The organism is Streptomyces sp. NPDC101237 (assembly GCF_044767465.1).
GTDB lineage: Bacteria > Actinomycetota > Actinomycetes > Streptomycetales > Streptomycetaceae > Streptomyces > Streptomyces gramineus.
On record NZ_JBIWNY010000012.1, the window covers coordinates 125,598 to 145,743 of the forward strand.

Below are 20,146 nucleotides of genomic sequence, written 5' to 3' on the forward strand. Positions count from 1 at the left end.
CCGGGCCCCTGAAGTCGTGGTTCCGGGCTTCCGCCGCCGGGCCCGTTGGTTCGCGGGCCACTGTGTCCATCCAGGGTGGCGCGTTCCCACGAAAATTGAACTTGCGTTTCACAGAGTGAGACGTGAGTATCGTTGCATGGACAACAGTAGCGGCGTCGGCGTTCTGGACAAGGCGGCCCTTGTCCTGAGCGCCCTGGAGTCCGGTCCGGCCACCCTCGCGGGTCTGGTCGGAGCCACCGGACTGGCACGGCCCACGGCTCACCGGCTGGCCGTGGCCCTGGAACACCACCGCATGGTGGCACGCGACATGCAGGGCCGTTTCATTCTCGGTCCGCGACTCGCGGAACTGGCCGCGGCGGCCGGCGAGGACCGCCTGCTCGCGACGGCGGGCCCGGTGCTCACGCACCTCAGGGACATCACGGGCGAGAGCGCTCAGCTCTATCGCCGTCAGGGGGACATGCGGATCTGCGTGGCCGCGGCGGAACGCCTGTCCGGCCTGCGGGACACCGTCCCGGTCGGCTCGACCCTCACGATGAAGGCGGGATCCTCGGCGCAGATCCTGATGGCCTGGGAGGAGCCGGAGCGGCTGCACCGCGGTCTCCAGGGCGCCCGCTTCACGGCGACGGCGCTGTCGGGCGTGCGCCGCCGTGGCTGGGCGCAGTCCATCGGCGAGCGCGAGCCGGGCGTGGCCTCGGTGTCGGCGCCGGTGCGCGGGCCGTCGAACCGGGTGGTGGCGGCGGTCTCCGTCTCCGGACCGATCGAGCGGCTGACCCGCCATCCCGGCCGTATGCACGCGCAGGCGGTCATCGACGCCGCGGGCCGTCTCTCCGAGGCGCTGCGCCGCACCGGCTGACACCTCCACCGACAGGGGCCGGCCTCAACGCCGCGGCCGGGCCCTTTCCAGGGGATGAGACTCTTCCCCCCGGGGACTGCCCGCACCCAGGGGCCGCGGGGAACCACGCGGCCGGCCACGACTGTCCGCGGTCGTCCGCCGCCGGCAGCGGACGACGCGCCAGGGGGGCCGGCCGGAGGTCGGGCGCGCCCCGGACGTGGCCGGCCGCGCAGTCGTCCCCCGCGCCCCTAGTCGGTTGCGCTCCCGGAACGATGGGCGAACCGGTCCTTCCCGTACCGCCCGCGGTGTTCCAGCGGCAGTACCCCGCTCGCCGCGCCCAGGCCGAACTCGGGCATGTCGAAGTAGATCGACTCGTAGCCGCCCTCGGGCGCCACGTACGTCTCGTGCCACAGGCCCACATGGCCCCGCAGCTTCCCCGCACGCTCCTTGCGGTTCACGAGGCTCCACATCCCGTGGTGGAGCATCTCCGGCGAACTCGCGTACGCGTACAGCTTCTCCTTGGACTCCCAGTACTGCACGACGTAGTACGTCCGCGGCGAAGCCGTCAGCAGGACGCGTCCCAGCAGGCCCCGGCCCGGGTCCCGTTCGAGTTCGCGCAGCATGCGGACCATCGACAGCCCGACCGGCAGCCACTGGTGGACGGCCCAGAAGTGGTTGACGCGCATGCCGATCAACAGAACCACGGCGTCGCCCTCGCGCGCCGCGGTCGTACGGCCCCGAATCGGTTTCGTGAACATGATGACAGCCCCCGGATCATCATCGGATAGCGGCACTATCCTTCGCGTCGATGCTTGGATAGTGGCACTAACCGAGGAGGGGCGCAAGACATGCGGCTTGCCCAGCTGAGCGAGCGCAGCGGTGTGTCCGCCGCGACGATCAAGTACTACCTGCGCGAGGGCCTGTTGCCGCCGGGCCGCCAGGTCAACGCCACCACCGCCGAGTACGACGAGGAGCACCTGCGGCGGCTGCGGCTGGTGCGGGCGATGATCCAGGTCGGGCGGATCCCCGTCGCCACCGTCCGCGAGGTGCTCGGCCATGTCGACGACAGCTCGCTGGGCCGCACGATCAGGGTGGGCGCCGCGCTGTGGGCGCTGCCGCAGGTGCCGGAACCGGACGAGGAGGACAAGTTCGTGCGCAGCGCGCACCGGGAGGTCGGTGCCCTGCTGGACGCGCTCGGCTGGGAGAACGCCAAGCAGCTCACGACCATCTCCCCCGCGTACCGCCAGTTGGTGGTCGCGGTGGCCGCGTTCCGCCGGCTCGGTTACGACTGGGGCTCCGAACTCCTGCTCTCGCACGCGCGGTTGATGCACCGGGCGGCCGTCGCCGACCTGGACTTCCTGGAGACGCATCCGTCGGAGGAGGAGAAGGCCGAGGTCGCCGTGGCGAGCGCGGTCCTGGTGGAGCCGATGCTCCAGGCGCTGCACCGGCTGGCCCAGGAGGAGGAGACGGCCCGCCGCTACGGCTTCGAGTGAGCGCGGGACGCACGAAGAAGGCCCCTCACCGAAGTGAGGGGCCTTTTCCGTATCTGTACCCCCGACCGGATTCGAACCGGCGCTACCGCCTTGAGAGGGCGGCGTGCTAGGCCGCTACACAACGGGGGCGTGGATCTTGCGAGCGTTCACAACTGCTCCGCCGCAGATCCGAGCTGGTCTACCTGGACTCGAACCAAGACTAACTGAACCAGAATCAGTCGTGCTGCCAATTACACCATAGACCAATGATGGTTTAGACCAGTTCGTACCCCCGACCGGATTCGAACCGGCGCTACCGCCTTGAGAGGGCGGCGTGCTAGGCCGCTACACAACGGGGGCCCTAGCGATCTTTCGATCACCGTACCCCCGACCGGATTCGAACCGGCGCTACTGCCTTGAGAGGGCAGCGTGCTAGGCCGCTACACAACGGGGGCTTGCGGATGTGATCCGCGCATGCAGATGAGCTCTGCGAGCTGGCCTACCTGGACTCGAACCAAGACTAACTGAACCAGAATCAGTCGTGCTGCCAATTACACCATAGGCCACTGGAACGCAATCCCCCGAAGGGATCTTGCTCTAGCTTCGCGCCTCCGGTTCCGGCCTTTCGGCCCGCTCCCCGGCGGCGCAGGAAGAACATTACCTGAAGGTGGACGGGGCTCCAAAACGGGTATCGGCGTGGAGGATCGCGGGCAGTTCGGCGAGGGAGCCGATCCGGTGACCGCCGGCCGGCGCGCTCCCGGTCCCGTGCCGGTCGAGCCAGACGGACAGCAGCCCGGCGTCCGCGGCACCGCGTGCATCGATCTCCGGGTGGTCACCGACGTACGCGACCTGGTGCGGAGCGAGTTCCAGCGCCTCGCAGGCGGCGAGGAAGGCCCCGGCCGCGGGCTTGGAGACGCCCAGTTCGGCGGCGCACAGCACGGCCTCGAAACGGTCGTGCACACCGAGCGTGCGCAGCTTGTGGTCCTGGACGTGCAGGCTGGAGTTGGACAGCACGACGTGCCGGTAGCCGGCCGCGAGCGCGTCCAGGGCGGGCAGGACGTCCGGGAAGAGCGCCCAGGCCGCCTCGTAGTGGGCCCGGTACCGGCGGAACCAGGCGTCGGCCTGCTCGTCGGTCAGCTCCTCGCCCAGGAAGACCCGCACCCGGTCCAGGCGCTGCCCCTCGAAGGTGACCTCGCCCGCCGAGAACCGCGCCCACTGCGCGTCGGTGATCGCCCGCCACCGCACCAGCGCCGCGGCCACGCCCTCCCCGCCCTGCGCGCCCTCCTCCCCCGCGAGCAGGCCCTCCGCCGCCAGGTGCGCCCGCATCCCCTCGCGGTCGGCGCTCGTGTAGTCGAAGAGAGTGTCGTCCACGTCCCAGACCACGGCCCTGATCGTCATGGCACCGACCGTACCCCGGCCGGGACGGGTGAGGGGCGGCGCCCGGTGGTCACCGGATGCCGCCCCTCGGGTGCGTGCGCGGGTTAGGCGCTCAGCCTCGCCAGCGCCGTGTCGATCCGCGCCAGGGTCTTCTCCTTGCCCAGGATCTCCAGGGACTCGAAGAGCGGCAGGCCGACCGTGCGGCCGGTGACGGCGACCCGGACCGGGGCCTGCGCCTTGCCGAGCTTGAGGCCGTGGGCCTCACCGGCGGCCAGGACGGCCTCCTTCAGGGACTCCGGAGAGGTCCAGTCGGCCGACTCCAGCTTCTCGCGGGCCGTGGTCAGCAGGGCGTCGCTGCCCTCCTTCATCGCCTTCGCCCACGACGCCTCGTCGGAGACCGGCTCGGGCAGGAACAGGAAGTCGACGTTGTCGGTGATCTCCGACAGGACCTTCAGACGGGTCTGGGCATGCGGGGCGATCGCCTGCCACTTCGCCTCGTCGAAGTCCTCCGGCGCCCAGGGCGCGACGGGGGCCCGCAGCCAGGGGGCGCAGCGCTCCGCGAAGTCCTTCACGTCCAGCATGCGGATGTGGTCGGCGTTGATCGCCTCGCACTTCTTCAGGTCGAAGCGGGCCGGGTTGGGGTTCACGTCCGAGATCTCGAACGCGGCCACCATCTCCTCGACCGAGAAGATGTCCCGGTCGGCGGAGAACGACCAGCCGAGCAGCGAGAGGTAGTTCAGCAGGCCCTCGGGAAGGAAGCCGCGCTCGCGGTAGAGGTTGAGCGAGGACTCCGGGTCGCGCTTGGAGAGCTTCTTGTTGCCCTCGCCCATGACGTACGGGAGGTGGCCGAAGGCCGGGACCCGCTGGGCGATGCCGAGCTCGATGAGCGCCTTGTAGAGGGCGATCTGGCGCGGGGTGGAGGAGAGCAGGTCCTCACCGCGCAGGACGTGGGTGATCTCCATCAGGGCGTCGTCGACCGGGTTGACCAGCGTGTACAGCGGGGCGCCGTTCGCGCGGACGATGCCGTAGTCCGGGACGTTCTCCGGGGTGAAGGTCAGCTCGCCGCGGACCAGGTCCGTGAAGGTGATCGTCTCGTCGGGCATCCGGAAGCGGACGATCGGGGTGCGGCCCTGGGCCCGGTACTCCTCGACCTGGGCGGCGCTCAGGTCGCGGCAGTGGCCGTCGTAGCCGGACGGCTTGCCGGCGGCGCGGGCGGCCTCGCGGCGGGTGTCCAGCTCCTCCTGGGAGCAGTAGCAGTGGTAGGCGTGGCCGGCGTCGAGCAGCTTGCGGGCGACGTCGGCGTAGACGTCCATGCGCTGCGACTGGCGGTACGGCGCGTGCGGGCCGCCGATCTCGGGGCCCTCGTCCCAGTCGAAGCCCAGCCAGCGCATCGCGTCGAGCAGCTGGCCGTAGGACTCCTCGGAGTCGCGGGCCGCGTCGGTGTCCTCGATGCGGAAGACCAGCGTGCCCTGGTGGTGCCGGGCGAACGCCCAGTTGAACAGGGCGGTGCGGACCAGGCCCACGTGGGGGTTACCGGTGGGCGAGGGGCAGAAACGGACGCGTACGGGGGAGCCGGGTGCGCTAGCCACGCTTGACAACCTTGTTGGTGAGAGTGCCGATGCCTTCGATGGTGACGGCGACCTCGTCGCCGACGTTGAGGGGGCCGACCCCTGCCGGGGTGCCGGTGAGGATCACGTCGCCGGGGAGCAGCGTCATGGCCTCGGTGATGTTGACGATGAGATCCGCGATGGGGTGGATCATCTCGCTCGAACGGCCGAGCTGGCGCTGTTCGCCGTTGACCGTGAGCTGGATCGTGAGGTCGGACGCGGCGTCGAGGTCCAGGTCCGTCTCCACCCAGGGGCCGAGCGGGCAGGCGGTGTCGAAGCCCTTGGCCCGGGCCCACTGCTTCTCCCGCTTCTGGACGTCGCGGGCGGTGACGTCGTTGGCGCAGGTGTAGCCGAGGATGACGTCCTGGACGCGCTCGCGGGGGACCTCGCGGCACATGCGGCCGATGACCACGGCCAGTTCGGCCTCGTGGTGGAGGTCCTCGGAGAAGGCCGGGTACTGGATCTCGTCGCCGGGGCCGATCACCGAGGTGGAGGGCTTGAAGAAGGCGAAGGGGGCGTCGGGGACCTCGTTGCCCAGCTCCCTGGCGTGCTCCGCGTAGTTGCGCCCGAAGGCGACGACCTTGTTGGGGAGCACCGGCGGGAGCAGCCGTACCTTGTTCAGCGGGACCTTCGTGCCGGAGAGCTCGAAGTCCGTGAACGGAATGCCCTTGATGATGTCGAGGACGAGTTCGTCCTGCTTGTCGCCTTCGACGGCGCCGAAGGCGACGTTCCCGTCGATGGAGAACCTGGCGATGCGCACGGGATCCTGGCGCCCCTCACTGAACCGGCTGGAGTCTGACACTCCAGGCTAGCGCGGCAGGGGGCGGCCGCCGTGAGAGCGACCCGGTGGCCGGGTGCGCGGACGGCCGGCGGCCGTGTCCCGTACCGGCGGCTATTCGGCGGCCGCGGTCGCGACCGGGATCTCCATGAGGACGGTGCGCCGCGGGTTGGCGGTCTGGGCCGGGAGGTCGAGGGAGTGCTCGGGCAGTTCCGGGGTCTGCAGTTCCTCGGCGTCCTTGAGGTGGGCGAGGGTGGTGCGCCGGGGGTTGGCTATGTTGCGGAACATCATCGTCGTCTTCACGGTTGTCGTGGACCCCGTCATGTGTCGGTTGGCAGAGACTTCCCTCTTGTAAAGCGCCAGGCTAAACATCGAATTCCCGGCGGAAGCCGCCAACCGACCGCGATCCGCGTGTGAGTTTGCTCACGGCGGCGATCTCAAACCAGTCATTCCGGACCGGTAACTCCTCGCACCGAAACGGACATTGACGAACTGAAGCTGTCATTCCGCTCCTGATCATGGCGACTGGGACACGAGTGAGGCGCCCGCGTCTGGCAGGGATACGTCCGTTATGTACGCGATCGACTTCGACATCTCGTAACGTGTCACTCACAGGCTGTCACGGAGGTCACAGCTCGGTCCACGGCCCTTGTTGGAGATCCGGCACTGTGCTGGAATTCCACGGACCGCCGCGGGATCCAGCCGGCGCGCAGGGGCGCAACGCAGCGCCGGGTGGCGGCGAGACAGGGGGAGCCAGCGCCGGTCACACTCACGACCAACAGGGGGCGCGCATTCAGGGCGCTCCTCCCTATCAACGCCGACACCGTGTCTCTCCGTTCAGCGGAGGGGCGCCTGGTCCAGAGGTTGCGACGCTAGTGCAGGGACGTTTCAAGAGGGATGGCAGCGCTTCGGCGGAGCCGGAGGCGCACGGCGGGACCGACCGCGGTTCCTCGCCCCAGCACGCCCAGAACCAGGGCCCGGCTCCGGCCGGCGGTGGTGACGGCGGCGAGCGCTCCGGGCGCCCCGCCGTGTCGGCGTCTTCGACGGCACCGGGATCCTCGGGTCCCCAGCCGGCCGCCACACCGGCGCCCACGATCAAGCCCGCCACGGGCCCGTCCAACGCGGGCTCGCGCATAGCCCTGCGCAACTGGCGCATCTCCACGCGCCTGGTGTCGCTGCTCGCGCTCCCCGTGGTGGCGGCGACCTCGCTGGGCGCGGTCCGCATCAACCAGTCGCTCGACGACATCCAGCAGCTCGACAACATCAAGCTGCTGACCGACATGACCAAGCAGGCGACCGAGCTGGCCGCCGCCCTCCAGGACGAGCGCGACTTCACGGCCGGTCCGCTGGCGCACGGCCAGTCGGTCACCAGCATCGCGGTCAAGACCCAGGAGACGCAGACCGACCGGGCCCGCGAGAACTTCCTCAACGCCTCCGAGGAAATCGACACCGCGAGCAAGAACGGCCAGCTCCAGGGCGTCCGGGACAGCCTCGTCGGTCTGGCCGGCCAGCTGGACGACCTGGCGAAGATCCGCAAGGACGCCTATCAGCAGAAGGCGAACTCGACCCAGACGGTCGAGGCCTACCACCGGCTGATCACCCAGCTGATCGACCTCTCCCAGGACATGGCGCAGGCCTCCAGCAACCCGGAGATGATCCAGCGCACCCGCGCCCTGGCGGCGTTCTCCACCGCCAAGGAGTACGCGTCGGTGCAGCGAGCGGTCATCGCCGCGGCCCTGCCGGCCAACAACACGAACATCGGAAACCTCTCCGAGAACGACCGCCTCTACGGTCAGTCGGCCCAGGAGAGCGAGACCTCCGAACTCACGATCTTCCGGAAGATCTACTCGGGCAACGCCGCCGAGCTGCTCAAGCCGGTCGACGAGAACAACCCGACGATCGAGGCCGCCAACACCTACGCCAAGCGCGCGCTGGGTGCCCAGAACGGCCTGAACGAACTGGCCAAGCGGTCCTACCGCGACTGGGTGGACGACAGCTCCACCAAGATCGAGCAGATGAAGAAGATCGAGCACACGCTGCTCGAGGACATGGAGCAGAAGGCCCGCGAGCTGCGGTCCTCCTCCGAGCAGGAAGCGATCATCTCCGGTGCGCTGATCCTGCTCGTCCTCGGCGTGTCGCTGGTCGGCGCCTTCATCGTGGCCCGCTCCATGATCCGCTCGCTGCGCCGCCTCCAGGAGACCGCCACCAAGGTCGCCCAGGACCGCCTGCCCGAGCTGGTCAAGCAGCTCTCCGAGTCCGACCCGCAGGACGTCGACACGTCCGTGGAGTCGGTCGGTGTGCACTCCCGGGACGAGATCGGCCAGGTGGCCGCGGCCTTCGACGACGTGCACCGCGAGGCGGTCCGTCTCGCCGCCGAGCAGGCCCTGCTGCGGGGCAACGTCAACGCGATGTTCACCAACCTCTCGCGCCGCTCCCAGGGCCTCATCCAGCGTCAGCTCTCGCTCATCTCCGAACTGGAGTCCCGCGAGGCCGACCCGGACCAGCTGTCCTCCCTCTTCAAGCTCGACCACCTCGCGACCCGTATGCGCCGGAACGGTGAAAACCTTCTGGTCCTCGCGGGCGAGGAGCCCGGCCGCCGCTGGACCCGCCCGGTCCCGCTGGTCGACGTGCTCCGCGCCGCCGCCTCCGAGGTGGAGCAGTACGAGCGCATCGAACTGGCCGCCGTGCCGACCACCGAAGTGGCCGGCCGCGTGGTCAACGACCTCGTGCACCTGCTCGCCGAGCTGCTGGAGAACGCCACCTCGTTCTCCTCTCCGCAGACCAAGGTCAAGGTCACCGGTCACGCGCTGCCCGACGGCCGGGTGCTGATCGAGATCCACGACACCGGCATCGGCCTCTCCCCCGAGGACCTGGCGGCGATCAACGAGCGGCTCGCCTCGCCGCCCACCGTGGACGTCTCGGTCTCCCGCCGCATGGGTCTGTTCGTGGTCGGCCGGCTGTCCCAGCGGCACGGCATCCGCATCCAGCTCCGTCCCTCCGACTCCGGTGGTACGACCGCGCTGGTCATGCTCCCGGTCGACGTCGCCCAGGGCGGCAAGAAGCCCGCTCCCGGCAAGCCCGGCGTCCCGGCCTCCGGCGGTCCCGCCGCCGCGCAGGCCGCGGCCGGTGCGGCCGCGGCCCGTCGCGGCGGCGGCCAGGGGGGATCGCTCGGCGCGGGTGCTCCCGCCTCGGCCCTCGGCGGCGGCGCGGCAGGCGCGCGCGGCGGTGCCCTCGGCGCGGGCGGTGCCACCGGTGGTCTGCTCGGCGCCGGTGCGGCGCGCGGACAGGTCGGCGCTGGCCAGGGTCCCAGGGCCGCGCTGCCCGGCGCGGGCCAGAACGGCGGCCGTCCCGGCGCGCCGGGCGGTGCCCGCGGCCAGCAGCCTCCGGCCGCTCCGCAGCAGGGCCGGTCCAACGGCGCCGGCACCTTCGGCGACCAGGACGCGTTCGGCAACCGGCAGGAAGCCTTCGGCTCCCAGGACGCCTTCGGCAACCGGGGTCCGGTCCCGCCGCAGCGTTCCGGATCCGCCTCCGACCAGGGCCGTCAGCCCCAGCTGCCGCCGCGCGGTGGTCCGCGGGCCGAGCTGCCCGGCGGCAACCCGCAGCAGGGCCGGCCCAGCTGGAGCGACGACAACGCCCAGCCGCCGCTCTCCCGTGCCTCGCTGGACGCCCCGCGCGGCCACGACGAGCAGGACCCCTCCCAGACCGCGCCGATGCCCCGCATCGACGACCGGCAGGACCTGGGCGCCACCTCGCAGATGCCGGCGATCCCGCAGGGACCGTCGTCCACCGGCGAGTTCCCCCGCCCGGACTTCAACCAGCCGAACAACGCGCAGAACACGGGCTCGTACCAGCGTCCGGGCATGAACGGACCGCAGGACACCGGCTCCTACCCGCGCCCCGACGCCAACGGCCGCCAGGACACGGGTTCCTTCCCGCGCCCCGGCGGACCGCAGGACACGGGTTCCTTCCCGCGGCCCGACGTCAACGGCCAGCAGGACGGCGGGCAGTTCGTCCGCTCGGACGTCTTCGGCGGGCAGGGCGGGCCGCAGGGCGCGCCCCACCACACCGGCCAGTACGCCGCACCGCAGGCCTACGACAACGGTTCCGCCGGTCAGTACGCCGCTCCGCAGGCCTACGACAACGGCTCGACCGGCCAGCACTCGCTGCCCGGCCGCCAGAACGGCTACCCGGACAACGGCCGCCACGACACGGGCCAGTTCGAGCGTCCCGGCACCAACGGCCGCGGCATGGACTTCGGCGCCGCCCAGCGTCAGCCCGCCCCGCCGGTCCGCCAGGAGCCCGAGGCGCTGCCGCCGGCCAGCGGTCCCGGCGACGGCCGTACCCCGCTGTACGACACGCTGGAGACCAACTGGTTCCACGGCGGTCAGCAGGAACAGCAGCACCAGCAGCAGCCGCAGAGCAACGGCCACGGGATCGGCTCGGCGCCGCTCCCGCCCGTCCCTGCCCAGCCGCCGGCCCCGGCCGCCGCGGCCCCCCAACGTCCCGCCCAGGCGGCCTGGCGCACGTCCCCGAACGACGATCTCGTTCGGCAGGCGGAGCGCGTACGGCAGCCGGCGGCGGGCGGTGTCACCACCTCCGGTCTGCCGCGCCGGGTGCCCAGGGCGAACCTCGTCCCGGGCACGGCTCAGCAGCAGCAGCACCACACCGGTCCGCAGGTCTCGCGTGCGCCTGATGACGTCCGCGGCCGGCTGACCAATCTCCGTCGGGGTATCGCGCAGGGTCGGCAGGCCGGCGGCCCGCAGACCGGCAGCTTCCCGAGCCCCACTCACCAGCAGGAGCGTTAGTTGAGTCCGATGAGCCAGGCGGCACAGAACCTGAACTGGTTGATCACCAACTTCGTGGACAACACCCCAGGGGTGTCCCACACCGTCGTCGTGTCCGCCGACGGTCTCCTTCTGGCCATGTCCGAAGGCTTCCCCCGCGACCGCGCCGATCAACTGGCGGCCGTCGCGTCCGGGCTCACGTCGTTGACGGCCGGGGCGTCCCGGATCTTCGAGGGCGGCGACGTGGCGCAGACGGTCGTCGAGATGGAACGCGGCTTTCTGTTCCTGATGTCCGTCTCGGACGGGTCGTCCCTCGCCGTCCTGGCCCACCCCGAGTGCGACATCGGCCTCGTCGGCTACGAGATGGCGCTCCTGGTCGACCGCGCGGGCGCGGTGCTCACGCCCGACCTGCGTGCCGAACTGCAAGGCAGTCTGCTCCACTGACCGCCCCGGATCCAACCCACCTCACCAAATCACCGTCCGGCCGCCACAATCCCCCCACCGGCCACGTCCGACGGCACGACTGACCGACTTGCTGTCCCGCCCGGAGGAACGATGACCCCGCCCACCGCCTCTCATGATCCGTACGCGGAGCCGTACGGGGACGAGGGCGACCAGCCGCTGGTACGTCCTTACGCGATGACCGGCGGCCGGACCCGGCCCCGCTATCAGCTCGCCATCGAGGCGCTGATCAGCACGACGGCCGACCCGGCAGCGCTCATGGGGCTGCTTCCGGAGCACCAGCGCATCTGCCACCTGTGCCGTGAGGTGAAGTCGGTCGCCGAGGTCTCGGCGCTGCTCGCCATGCCGCTGGGTGTGGCCCGGATCCTGGTGGCCGACCTCGCCGAGGCCGGCCTGGTCGCCATCCACCAGCCGGGCGGCGACGAGAACAACGGTGGCGCACCTGACGTGACGCTGCTCGAAAGGGTGCTCAGTGGACTTCGCAAGCTCTGACGGAGGCCGGGCCACCACCTCCGCGAAGATCGTGGTGGCGGGCGGCTTCGGCGTCGGCAAGACCACGTTCGTGGGAGCGGTCTCCGAGATCAACCCGCTGCGCACGGAGGCCGTCATGACGTCCGCCTCGGCGGGCATCGACGACCTGACCCACACCGGGGACAAGACCACCACCACGGTGGCCATGGACTTCGGCCGTATCACGCTCGACCAGGACCTGATCCTGTACCTGTTCGGCACGCCCGGCCAGGACCGCTTCTGGTTCATGTGGGACGACCTGGTACGCGGCGCGATCGGCGCGGTGGTGCTCGTGGACACCCGGCGTCTGGCCGACTGTTTTCCCGCGGTGGACTATTTCGAGAACAGCGGTCTGCCGTTCGTCATAGCCCTCAACGGCTTCGACGGGCACCAGCCGTACACGCCCGAAGAAGTCCGCGAGGCGCTGCAGATCGGTCCCGACGCCCCGATCATCACCACGGACGCCCGGCACCGCGCCGATGCCAAGAGTGCGCTGATCACGCTGGTGGAGCACGCGCTCATGGCACGGCTGCGGTAGCACTCAAGTCATTCGTCGAGTACGGCAGTTGCCGTACGGAAACCGGAGCCGACTGTGGCCTTTGACACGGTCGGCTCCGGTGTTCATAACGTTTCGGCAGAGGAATCGGGTGGTATCGCCACGCGTCGCGGTCGCACGGTACCGCTGCGCGCACAACAGCCCCGCCTTTTGGCGGGGCTCGCTCTTTATGACCGTTTTATCTGGGCCTTACAAGACCGCACTCCATCGCTTTCCGCTGTTTGGAAGTGCGCATGCCCCCATGCTGGAATGCCTGAACTGCCCAATAGTCAAAGACGTACTGAGTAGTGGTCTGGGACACACCGGGCTCTGAGAGACTGCGGCACAACGACAGGTGCCCGCCGCCGAGAGGTTGTTGGTCGAGTGAGGCGAAGCAAGAACGGTCCCGAGCCGTCGGCGCGGGGCAACTTCACCCCGCCGCCGCGCGCCGCGGCGCCCTCCCCCGTGCCGGCCGCGGAACCGCCGGCCGGCCCCGCGAAGAGCGGCGGCCGTTTCTCGCCGCGCAACTGGCGCGTGCCGACCAGGCTGAACGCGATCCTGCTCATACCCGTGACCGTCGGTCTGGTCATGGGCGGTTTCCAGGTCAAGAGCTCCATCGACACCTGGAACGAGGCCCGCGACGCGGAGAACACCGCGCGCCTGGTCCGTGCCTCCCTCACCTACGCGGACGCGCTCTACCAGGAGCGTGACATCACCGTCGCTCCCCTTCTCAAGGGCTCGCTGCAGAACGCCGCGGACAAGAAGACGGTCTCGGACGCCCGCGCCAACACCGACAAGGCCGCCGACGCCTTCGACGCGGCCGCGCAGAACATGCCGCAGAAGGCCGGCCTCGAGCGCCGCCTCAAACTCTTCCGCGAGGCCGAACCGAAGCTCACGGGCCTGCGCGCCGAGGCGTACACGACCAAGCTGACCGGCGTGAAGACCGAAGAGGGGTACGTCGAGATCGCCCACCCCCTGACGGAGTTCGCCAACGAGCTCGGTCTGGGCACCGGGAACATCACCTCCTACGGCCGTACGGTCTACGCCATCGCGCTCACCAAGTCGGCTCTGTCGCTGGAGCGCTCGATCGGCATGCACCTGCTGGTCAAGCCCGGTCCCGACGCCGGCAACCTGGCCAGCCAGCGGGTGGCGCTGTCGTCGTACGCCTACCTGGAGGGCATCGCCGTCGAGGAGTACATCGGCGGTGGCACCGAGGCGGACGCGCAGAAGCTGACCGACCTCCAGACGAAGATCAAGAGCGACGGCGCGGCCCTGGTGCAGCAGGCCAAGGCCAAGGACCCGAACTACGTGGCCCCGCCGTCCAAGGACAACGCGATGGTCTCGGCGCTGGCGACGATGCAGGACACCGATCCCAGCACCCGCCAGGCACTGGCCTCCCAGGGCGTCACCGCCGAGAACTGGTGGGCGGTGAACACCCTCAAGTACAACGCCTACCGCACGATCGAGTCGGACATGGCCGACAGGGCGGTGAGCGAAGCCTCCGACATCGCGGACAACGCGAAGACGGACGCGTTCATCACGGGCGCCGCGGTCGTGGTCGCGCTGCTCGCCGCGTTCATCCTGGCCGGCATGGTGGCCCGCCAGATGTCGCGCTCGATGCGCCAGCTGCGCAACGCCGCCTTCGGCATCGCCGAGCAGCGCCTGCCGATGCTGGTCGACCAGCTCTCCCGCACCGACCCCGGCCGGGTCGACACCCGGGTGGCGCCGATCCCGATCACCTCGACCGACGAGATCGGCGAAGTCGCCCGCGCCTTCGACCAGGTCCACCGCGAGGCGGTCCGCCTCGCCGCCGAGCAGGCCCTGCTGCGGGGCAACATCAACGCGATCTTCACCAACCTCTCGCGCCGCAACCAGTCGCTGATCGAGGGCCAGCTGACCCTGATCACCGAACTGGAGAACAACGAGGCCGACCCGGACCAGCTGGAGAACCTCTTCCGCCTGGACCACCTGGCGACCCGCATGCGCCGCAACGGCGAGAACCTCCTGGTCCTCGCCGGCGAGGAGCCCGGCCGCCGCTGGGACCAGCCGGTCCCGCTGGTCGACGTGCTGCGCGCCGCCTCCTCCGAGGTGGAGCAGTACGAGCGCATCGAGCTCTCCGGCGTCCCCGAGGCCGAGATCCACGGCCGCGCGGTCACCGACCTCGTGCACCTGCTGGCCGAGCTGCTGGAGAACGCCACCACGTTCTCCTCGCCGCAGACGAAGGTGCGCGTCACCGCGACCCGTCTGCCGGACGGCCGCATCATGATCGAGATCCACGACAAGGGCATCGGTCTCACCGCCGAGGACTTCGCGGACATCAACCACAAGCTGGCCAACCCGCCGACCGTGGACGCCGCGATCTCCCAGCGGATGGGTCTCTTCGTGGTCGGCCGGCTCTCCGACCGGCACGGCATCCGGGTCCAGCTGCGCCCCTCCGGCGAGCAGGCCGGCACCACCTCGCTGGTCATGCTGCCGGACGCCATCACCCATGGTGGTGGTGGCGAACAGGCCCTGGACCGCGACGAGTTCACCGTCTCGCAGATCATCCCGGAGCAGCAGTTCCAGGCTGAGAACTTCAGCCAGCAGCCGCAGCTCCAGCCGATGCGCACGGCAGCCGAGCTGGGCTTCGACGACAGCCGCTACATGGAGGTCCCGGACGACATCCGCGACCTGGACCCGGTCGGCCGCTCCCTGATGCGCGAGGAGCGCCGTGCGGCCCTGGAGGCCCAGGCGCAGCCCCCGCAGCCCGGACAGCTGCCGGGGACGCCTCAGGAGACCCCCGAGATACCGGCGTACGTCGACGAGTTCGACCGAGGGCAGCAGGGCTACGACAACGGCGGTACGGGCTTCCAGGAGCAGCCGACCGGTTTCGACGCCGGTCAGCAGTACCAGGAGCAGCCGCAGGGCGCGTACGACGAGCAGTACTACGCGCCGAACGGCGGCCTGCCGCAGAACGACACGTTCGCGCCGGACGCCTTCGCCGGCAACGGCGGCTATCCGGAACCGGGCTACCAGGAACCGGCCCAGGAAGAGCCCGCGGCCTCGCCCGACTCCTTCCAGGGATTCGGCGAGCAGCCCTACCAGGACGACTGGCCCCAGCAGGGCCAGCGGCAGGACGGCTACCAGAACGGCTACCCGGCCCAGTACGCTCCGGAAGCGGAATCTTCGCAGGCCGGTGACGTGGCGGAGCGAAACCACGTAGGCTTCGACCGTCCGGGAGCGGCCCCCGCCGCCGGCCACCGGCTGACCGACGCCGGGCTCCCCCGCCGGGGATCCGGCGGTCCGAACGGCGCCGCTCCCGCGCAGCAGGCTCCGGCCTCGGGTCCGGCCGCCTCGGCCCCGGAGCCGGGCGGCGACAACGGCTGGCGTTCGGCGAACGACGAGCGCTGGCAGCAGGCCTCGCAGCTGCGCAAGCCCAAGGCGGGCGGAGTCACCTCCTCCGGTCTGCCGAGGCGGGTCCCCAAGGCCAACCTGGTCGAGGGAGCCGCCGAGAACACCCCCCAGGGAGGCCCCCAGGTCTCCCGCGCTCCGGAGGACGTCCGGGGCAGACTGAGCAACCTGCGCCGAGGCGTCCAGCGCGGACGCAGTGCAGGCAGTGAAACGAACGGCCAGGCCACTCGGAATCAGCACAGTGGTCCTGACAGCACCTACAACCAGGAGCGTTAGTGTGAGCCCGATGAGCCAGGCGGCACAGAACCTGAACTGGTTGATCACCAACTTCGTGGACAACACCCCGGGGGTGTCCCACACGGTGGTGGTCTCCGCCGACGGACTCCTTCTGGCGATGTCCGAAGGCTTCCCCCGCGACCGCGCCGACCAGCTCGCGGCCGTCGCCTCCGGCCTGACGTCGTTGACGGCAGGCGCCTCCCGGATCTTCGAGGGCGGCAGCGTGAATCAGACGGTTGTGGAGATGGAACGGGGATTCCTGTTCATCATGTCCGTATCCGACGGTTCCTCGTTGGCCGTTCTGGCCCACCCGGAGGCCGACATCGGCCTGATTGGGTACGAGATGGCCCTTTTGGTGGACCGCGCGGGCACGGTTCTTACCCCGGATCTGCGTGCGGAACTCCAGGGAAGCCTTCTCAACTAACAGTCAGACAGTGCGTTTTCGCGTCCCGGGGCCGTAAGGTTTCGGGACGCGGCTCCACAGGGATGGGTGCCCGGCACGGTCGGAGGAGGAGAGAAAGTGGCAACACCCCCAGGCGGTTCTCATAGCGGCAACTGGTCGTACGGTCCTGCGCAGGGTCACGGCGACGGTTCCGCGAACCGGTACAACTTCCCCTCCACCCCCAGCCACCGGCAGCCGTACGCCCCGCAGGGCCCCGGCCCGTCGCCGTACGACCAGCCGCCGGCGCCCCGCATCCAGCCGGTGCAGCCGCAGCGTCGCCCCGAACCGGCGCCGGCCTCCGGGGCGAACAACCCGTTGGTGCGTCCGTACGCCATGACCGGCGGCCGGACCCGCCCGCGGTACCAGCTCGCCATCGAGGCGCTGGTGCACACCACCGCGCAGCCGCATCAGATGCAGGGCCAGTTGCCCGAGCATCAGCGGATCTGCACCCTCTGCCGTGAGATCAAGTCGGTGGCCGAAGTCTCGGCCCTCCTGTCGATCCCTCTCGGCGTGGCCAGGATCCTCGTCGCCGACTTGGCGGAGGCGGGCCTGGTCGCCATCCATCAGCCCGGCGGCGACGAGAACGCCGGTGGCCAGCCAGACGTGACACTGCTCGAAAGGGTGCTCAGTGGACTTCGCAAGCTCTAGCGGCGGTCCTTCCCGCTCCACCACCTCCGCGAAGATCGTGGTGGCGGGCGGCTTCGGCGTGGGCAAGACCACGTTCGTAGGTGCCGTCTCGGAGATCAACCCGCTGCGCACAGAGGCCGTGATGACGTCCGCGTCTGCCGGCATCGACGACCTCACCCACACCGGGGACAAGACGACCACCACGGTCGCCATGGACTTCGGCCGCATCACCCTGGACCAGGACCTGATCCTGTACCTGTTCGGCACGCCCGGCCAGGACCGCTTCTGGTTCATGTGGGACGACCTGGTACGCGGCGCGATCGGCGCCATCGTCCTCGTGGACACCCGGCGGCTCGCCGACTGCTTCCCGGCGGTCGACTACTTCGAGAACTCGGGTCTCCCCTTCGTCATCGCCCTCAACGGCTTCGACGGCAACCAGCCGTACAACCCGGAAGAGGTCCGCGAGGCGCTCCAGATCGGTCCCGACACCCCGATCATCACGACCGACGCGCGGCACCGTGCCGACGCGAAGTCGGCACTGATCACTCTGGTCGAGCACGCCCTCATGGCGCGGCTGCGGTAGTTTCCGGCAACCGGGCCGCCCCGACCGGTCGTTCGCCGACCGCGGGTGGTTCACGGCCTGTCGCGCGCTTCCTCGCGCCCCTGTAGGGGCGCTTCTCCGGGCCCCTTCCCGTGAAGGGGCCCGAACCTTTTCCCACCGGGCGCGCACGGCAGAAGGGCCCCTCTGAAGCCAGAGGGGCCCTTCTGCCGTGCTTGCCGTGGCTGAGCGGCGCGGGCTAGCCGTGCCAGCTGTGCGGGGCGCGGAAGCCGTTCTCGCGCTCCAGACGGCGCCAGGCGGCCTTCGCGCGGCCGCGGTGGGACTGCTCGGTGTCGGCGGTCGGCCGGGCTGCCGCACGGGCCAGGAGGACCGCCGTTATGGCGGCGACTTCCTCCGGGTCGGCATGACCCTTCTCGACGCGGATGTCAGGCACGTTCATGAGTGTCAGTCTCCGTGAGAGAGGTTTCCGCAGGATTACTGCGGGGGGTTGCCGTGCTTACGGGACGGCAGGTCGGCGTGCTTGGTGTGCAGCATCGCCAGCGACCTGGCGAGCACCTCGCGGGTCGACGCCGGGTCGATGACGTCGTCGACCAGACCGCGCTCGGCCGCGTAGTAGGGGTGCATGAGCTCGGCCTTGTACTCCTTGACCATCTTCTGCCGCATGGCCTCGGGGTCCTCGGCGGAGGCGATCTGCCGGCGGAAGATCACGTTGGCGGCGCCCTCGGCACCCATGACCGCGATCTCGTTCGTCGGCCAGGCGTACGTCAGGTCGGCACCGATCGACTGGGAGTCCATGACGATGTAGGCACCTCCGTACGCCTTGCGCAGGATCAGGGAGATCCGGGGCACGGTCGCGTTGCAGTAGGCGTAGAGGAGCTTCGCGCCGTGGCGGATGATCCCGCCGTGCTCCTGGTCGACGCCGGGGAGGAAGCCCGGTACGTCCAGGAAGGTGACGATCGGAACATTGAAAGCGTCACACATCTGCACAAAGCGCGCAGCTTTTTCGCTCGCCTCGATGTCCAGGACGCCGGCGAGGACCTGGGGCTGGTTGGCGACGATGCCGACCACCTGGCCGTCGATCCGGGCCAGCGCGCAGATGATGTTCCGCGCCCAGCGCTCGTGGACCTCCAGGTACTCGCCGTCGTCGACGATCTCCTCGATGACCTTGGTCATGTCGTAGGGCCGGTTGCCGTCGGCCGGGACGAGGTCGAGCAGGACGTCGCTGCGGCGGTCCAGGGGGTCCGTGGACTCGACGCTCGGCGGGTTCTCGCGGTTGTTCTGCGGGAGCAGCGACAGGAGGTAGCGGACCTCCGCGATGCAGGTCTCCTCGTCGTCGTACGCGAAGTGGCAGACGCCGGAGGTCTCGGCGTGCACGTCGGCGCCGCCGAGGCCGTTCTGGGTGATCTCCTCGCCGGTGACCGCCTTGACGACGTCCGGGCCGGTGATGAACATCTGCGAGGTCTCGCGGACCATGAAGACGAAGTCGGTGAGGGCGGGGCTGTAGGCCGCGCCGCCCGCGCACGGGCCGAGCATCACGGAGATCTGCGGGATGACGCCGGACGCCTTGGTGTTGCGCTGGAAGATGCCGCCGTAGCCGGCGAGCGCCGAGACGCCCTCCTGGATCCGGGCGCCCGCGCCGTCGTTCAGGGAGACCAGCGGCGCGCCGGCCGCGATGGCCATGTCCATGATCTTGTGGATCTTGGTGGCGTGGGCCTCGCCCAGCGCGCCGCCGAAGATCCGGAAGTCGTGCGCGTAGACGAAGACCGTGCGGCCCTCGACCGTGCCCCAGCCGGTGACGACGCCGTCGGTGTAGGGCTTCTTGGCCTCCAGGCCGAAGCCGACCGCGCGGTGCCGGCGCAGCTGCTCGACCTCCTGGAAGGAGTCCGGGTCCAGGAGCAGCTCGATGCGCTCCCGGGCCGTCAGCTTGCCCTTGGCATGCTGCGCCTCGGTCGCCTTCTCGCTGGGCCCCGCCACGGCCGCCGCACGGATCTCGTGCAGCTCGGCGACCCGCCCGCGCGCGTCCGTCGGCTCGCCGGTGGGCTCACCCGTCGTCTCTTCCAAAACGGTCATGTAGTGACCTTACGAAGGACACCAAGGATTGCGAGACGTCGACTCCGTACAGTCTCCGAAGCGTTTTCCTGGAAGCACTGAACAGAACCAGAACCGCATGCAGCCGTTCCAACTGCTCAGGGGGCCATGGTGTTGTAGGGGTGCCACAAAGAGGAAGCCTGAGACGCGCCTCACATTCATGGCCGACGCGTACCACCCCCGGAGTGAAGGGCCCCTCGAACGGCGGGCCCCGCGTCCCGGGACGGCTCCCCTCCGAGCCTAGCGGCACTCACGCGATACCGTCACGCCGCGTGGCGGCCGACCCCGCTTGCGGCTACGGTCCGTGAGGGACGCGACACGCGATCCAATGATGTTGAACGTTGTACGGAATAGGTCTACGGTGGGCGTCGTTGAGTTCGTTGAACTTTAAACATCAACGACCCGTC

Annotated in this window: 17 protein-coding genes and 5 tRNA genes; 10 read left to right on the forward strand and 12 right to left on the reverse strand. The window is 70.0% G+C overall.

What is annotated here, in order from left to right; translation table 11 throughout:
* Positions 1–136: 136 nt before the first annotated feature.
* On the forward strand, positions 137–853 hold the full coding sequence (gene ndgR, locus ACIRQ9_RS20140) for an IclR family transcriptional regulator NdgR (protein ID WP_003993203.1): 717 nt from the start codon (positions 137–139) through the stop codon (positions 851–853).
* Positions 854–1,080: 227 nt separating this feature from the next.
* Here ndgR and ACIRQ9_RS20145 read toward each other — a convergent pair whose 3' ends face one another.
* Entirely contained in the window at positions 1,081–1,590 is a 510-nt protein-coding gene (locus ACIRQ9_RS20145; protein ID WP_404174826.1) for a DUF4188 domain-containing protein, read from the reverse strand.
* A gap of 90 nt (positions 1,591–1,680) precedes the next feature.
* Between ACIRQ9_RS20145 and ACIRQ9_RS20150 the strand changes: the two genes are divergently transcribed.
* Positions 1,681–2,325 (forward strand): MerR family transcriptional regulator, encoded by a 645-nt coding sequence (locus ACIRQ9_RS20150; RefSeq protein ID WP_404174829.1) that lies wholly within the window; start codon positions 1,681–1,683, stop codon positions 2,323–2,325.
* A 56-nt stretch (positions 2,326–2,381) separates the two neighbouring features.
* On the opposite strand, the gene ACIRQ9_RS20155 is transcribed toward ACIRQ9_RS20150, so the two are convergent.
* From ACIRQ9_RS20155 to ACIRQ9_RS20195, 9 genes are all read right to left on the reverse strand, one after another.
* Positions 2,382–2,454 (reverse strand) — tRNA-Glu (locus ACIRQ9_RS20155).
* Between the two features lie 44 nt (positions 2,455–2,498).
* Positions 2,499–2,570 (reverse strand) — tRNA-Gln (locus tag ACIRQ9_RS20160).
* A 21-nt stretch (positions 2,571–2,591) separates the two neighbouring features.
* Positions 2,592–2,664, reverse strand: a tRNA-Glu gene (locus tag ACIRQ9_RS20165).
* 22 nt (positions 2,665–2,686) lie between these two features.
* Positions 2,687–2,759 (reverse strand) — tRNA-Glu (locus ACIRQ9_RS20170).
* A gap of 39 nt (positions 2,760–2,798) precedes the next feature.
* Positions 2,799–2,870, reverse strand: a tRNA-Gln gene (locus tag ACIRQ9_RS20175).
* 91 nt (positions 2,871–2,961) lie between these two features.
* Positions 2,962–3,702, reverse strand: a complete 741-nt coding sequence (locus tag ACIRQ9_RS20180; protein ID WP_404174834.1) for an HAD family hydrolase — start codon at positions 3,700–3,702, stop codon at positions 2,962–2,964.
* Between the two features lie 83 nt (positions 3,703–3,785).
* Positions 3,786–5,270: a glutamate--tRNA ligase gene (gltX, locus tag ACIRQ9_RS20185; RefSeq protein ID WP_404174837.1), complete on the reverse strand. Its 1,485-nt coding sequence runs from the start codon at positions 5,268–5,270 to the stop codon at positions 3,786–3,788.
* Positions 5,263–6,048 carry a fumarylacetoacetate hydrolase family protein gene (locus ACIRQ9_RS20190; RefSeq protein ID WP_404174840.1) on the reverse strand — a complete coding sequence of 262 codons (786 nt, stop codon included), beginning with the start codon at positions 6,046–6,048 and terminating at the stop codon, positions 5,263–5,265. The genes gltX and ACIRQ9_RS20190 overlap by 8 nt, the downstream gene beginning before the upstream one ends.
* 132 nt (positions 6,049–6,180) lie before the next feature.
* Positions 6,181–6,369: a hypothetical protein gene (locus ACIRQ9_RS20195; protein WP_351932127.1), complete on the reverse strand. Its 189-nt coding sequence runs from the start codon at positions 6,367–6,369 to the stop codon at positions 6,181–6,183.
* Positions 6,370–6,941: 572 nt separating this feature from the next.
* On the opposite strand from ACIRQ9_RS20195, the gene ACIRQ9_RS20200 reads away from it, so the two are divergent.
* The 8 genes from ACIRQ9_RS20200 (at position 6,942) to ACIRQ9_RS20235 (ending at position 17,675) form a co-directional block, all read left to right on the forward strand.
* Complete coding sequence (locus tag ACIRQ9_RS20200) at positions 6,942–10,871, forward strand: nitrate- and nitrite sensing domain-containing protein (protein ID WP_404174843.1); 3,930 nt, start codon at positions 6,942–6,944, stop codon at positions 10,869–10,871.
* Positions 10,872–10,880: 9 nt separating this feature from the next.
* Entirely contained in the window at positions 10,881–11,294 is a 414-nt protein-coding gene (locus tag ACIRQ9_RS20205) for a roadblock/LC7 domain-containing protein (RefSeq protein WP_005479910.1), read from the forward strand.
* A gap of 111 nt (positions 11,295–11,405) precedes the next feature.
* Positions 11,406–11,804 carry a DUF742 domain-containing protein gene (locus ACIRQ9_RS20210; protein ID WP_019058642.1) on the forward strand — a complete coding sequence of 133 codons (399 nt, stop codon included), beginning with the start codon at positions 11,406–11,408 and terminating at the stop codon, positions 11,802–11,804.
* Complete coding sequence (locus tag ACIRQ9_RS20215; protein WP_046729249.1) at positions 11,785–12,360, forward strand: ATP/GTP-binding protein; 576 nt, start codon at positions 11,785–11,787, stop codon at positions 12,358–12,360. Before ACIRQ9_RS20210 ends, ACIRQ9_RS20215 begins: the two co-directional genes overlap by 20 nt.
* A 381-nt stretch (positions 12,361–12,741) precedes the next feature.
* A complete protein-coding gene (locus ACIRQ9_RS20220) occupies positions 12,742–16,023 on the forward strand; it encodes a nitrate- and nitrite sensing domain-containing protein (protein ID WP_404174846.1) in 3,282 nt (1,093 codons plus the stop codon).
* Positions 16,024–16,033: 10 nt separating this feature from the next.
* Positions 16,034–16,447, forward strand: coding sequence for a roadblock/LC7 domain-containing protein (locus tag ACIRQ9_RS20225; RefSeq protein WP_005479603.1), 414 nt, complete (start codon positions 16,034–16,036; stop codon positions 16,445–16,447).
* A 96-nt stretch (positions 16,448–16,543) separates the two neighbouring features.
* Positions 16,544–17,113 carry a DUF742 domain-containing protein gene (locus ACIRQ9_RS20230; RefSeq protein WP_404174849.1) on the forward strand — a complete coding sequence of 190 codons (570 nt, stop codon included), beginning with the start codon at positions 16,544–16,546 and terminating at the stop codon, positions 17,111–17,113.
* Positions 17,094–17,675, forward strand: coding sequence for an ATP/GTP-binding protein (locus tag ACIRQ9_RS20235; protein ID WP_046729246.1), 582 nt, complete (start codon positions 17,094–17,096; stop codon positions 17,673–17,675). The genes ACIRQ9_RS20230 and ACIRQ9_RS20235 overlap by 20 nt, the downstream gene beginning before the upstream one ends.
* Before the next feature lie 214 nt (positions 17,676–17,889).
* Here the strand turns inward: ACIRQ9_RS20235 and ACIRQ9_RS20240 are convergent, their stop codons facing one another.
* Entirely contained in the window at positions 17,890–18,090 is a 201-nt protein-coding gene (locus ACIRQ9_RS20240) for an acyl-CoA carboxylase subunit epsilon (protein WP_351323498.1), read from the reverse strand.
* A 35-nt stretch (positions 18,091–18,125) separates the two neighbouring features.
* Positions 18,126–19,721, reverse strand: a complete 1,596-nt coding sequence (locus tag ACIRQ9_RS20245) for an acyl-CoA carboxylase subunit beta (protein WP_351932135.1) — start codon at positions 19,719–19,721, stop codon at positions 18,126–18,128.
* Positions 19,722–20,146 lie beyond the last annotated feature (425 nt).

Excerpts from the sequence above, each read along its gene's own strand:
- ACIRQ9_RS20180 (WP_404174834.1), bottom strand. The coding sequence starts at position 3,702 with ATGACGATCAGGGCCGTGGTCTGGGACGTGGACGACACTCTCTTCGAC.
- ndgR (WP_003993203.1), top strand. The coding sequence starts at position 137 with ATGGACAACAGTAGCGGCGTCGGCGTTCTGGACAAGGCGGCCCTTGTC.
- ACIRQ9_RS20145 (WP_404174826.1), bottom strand. The coding sequence starts at position 1,590 with ATGTTCACGAAACCGATTCGGGGCCGTACGACCGCGGCGCGCGAGGGC.
- ACIRQ9_RS20245 (WP_351932135.1), bottom strand. The coding sequence starts at position 19,721 with ATGACCGTTTTGGAAGAGACGACGGGTGAGCCCACCGGCGAGCCGACG.
- ACIRQ9_RS20240 (WP_351323498.1), bottom strand. The coding sequence starts at position 18,090 with ATGAACGTGCCTGACATCCGCGTCGAGAAGGGTCATGCCGACCCGGAG.
- ACIRQ9_RS20205 (WP_005479910.1), top strand. The coding sequence starts at position 10,881 with ATGAGCCAGGCGGCACAGAACCTGAACTGGTTGATCACCAACTTCGTG.
- ACIRQ9_RS20150 (WP_404174829.1), top strand. The coding sequence starts at position 1,681 with ATGCGGCTTGCCCAGCTGAGCGAGCGCAGCGGTGTGTCCGCCGCGACG.
- ACIRQ9_RS20210 (WP_019058642.1), top strand. The coding sequence starts at position 11,406 with ATGACCCCGCCCACCGCCTCTCATGATCCGTACGCGGAGCCGTACGGG.
- ACIRQ9_RS20225 (WP_005479603.1), top strand. The coding sequence starts at position 16,034 with ATGAGCCAGGCGGCACAGAACCTGAACTGGTTGATCACCAACTTCGTG.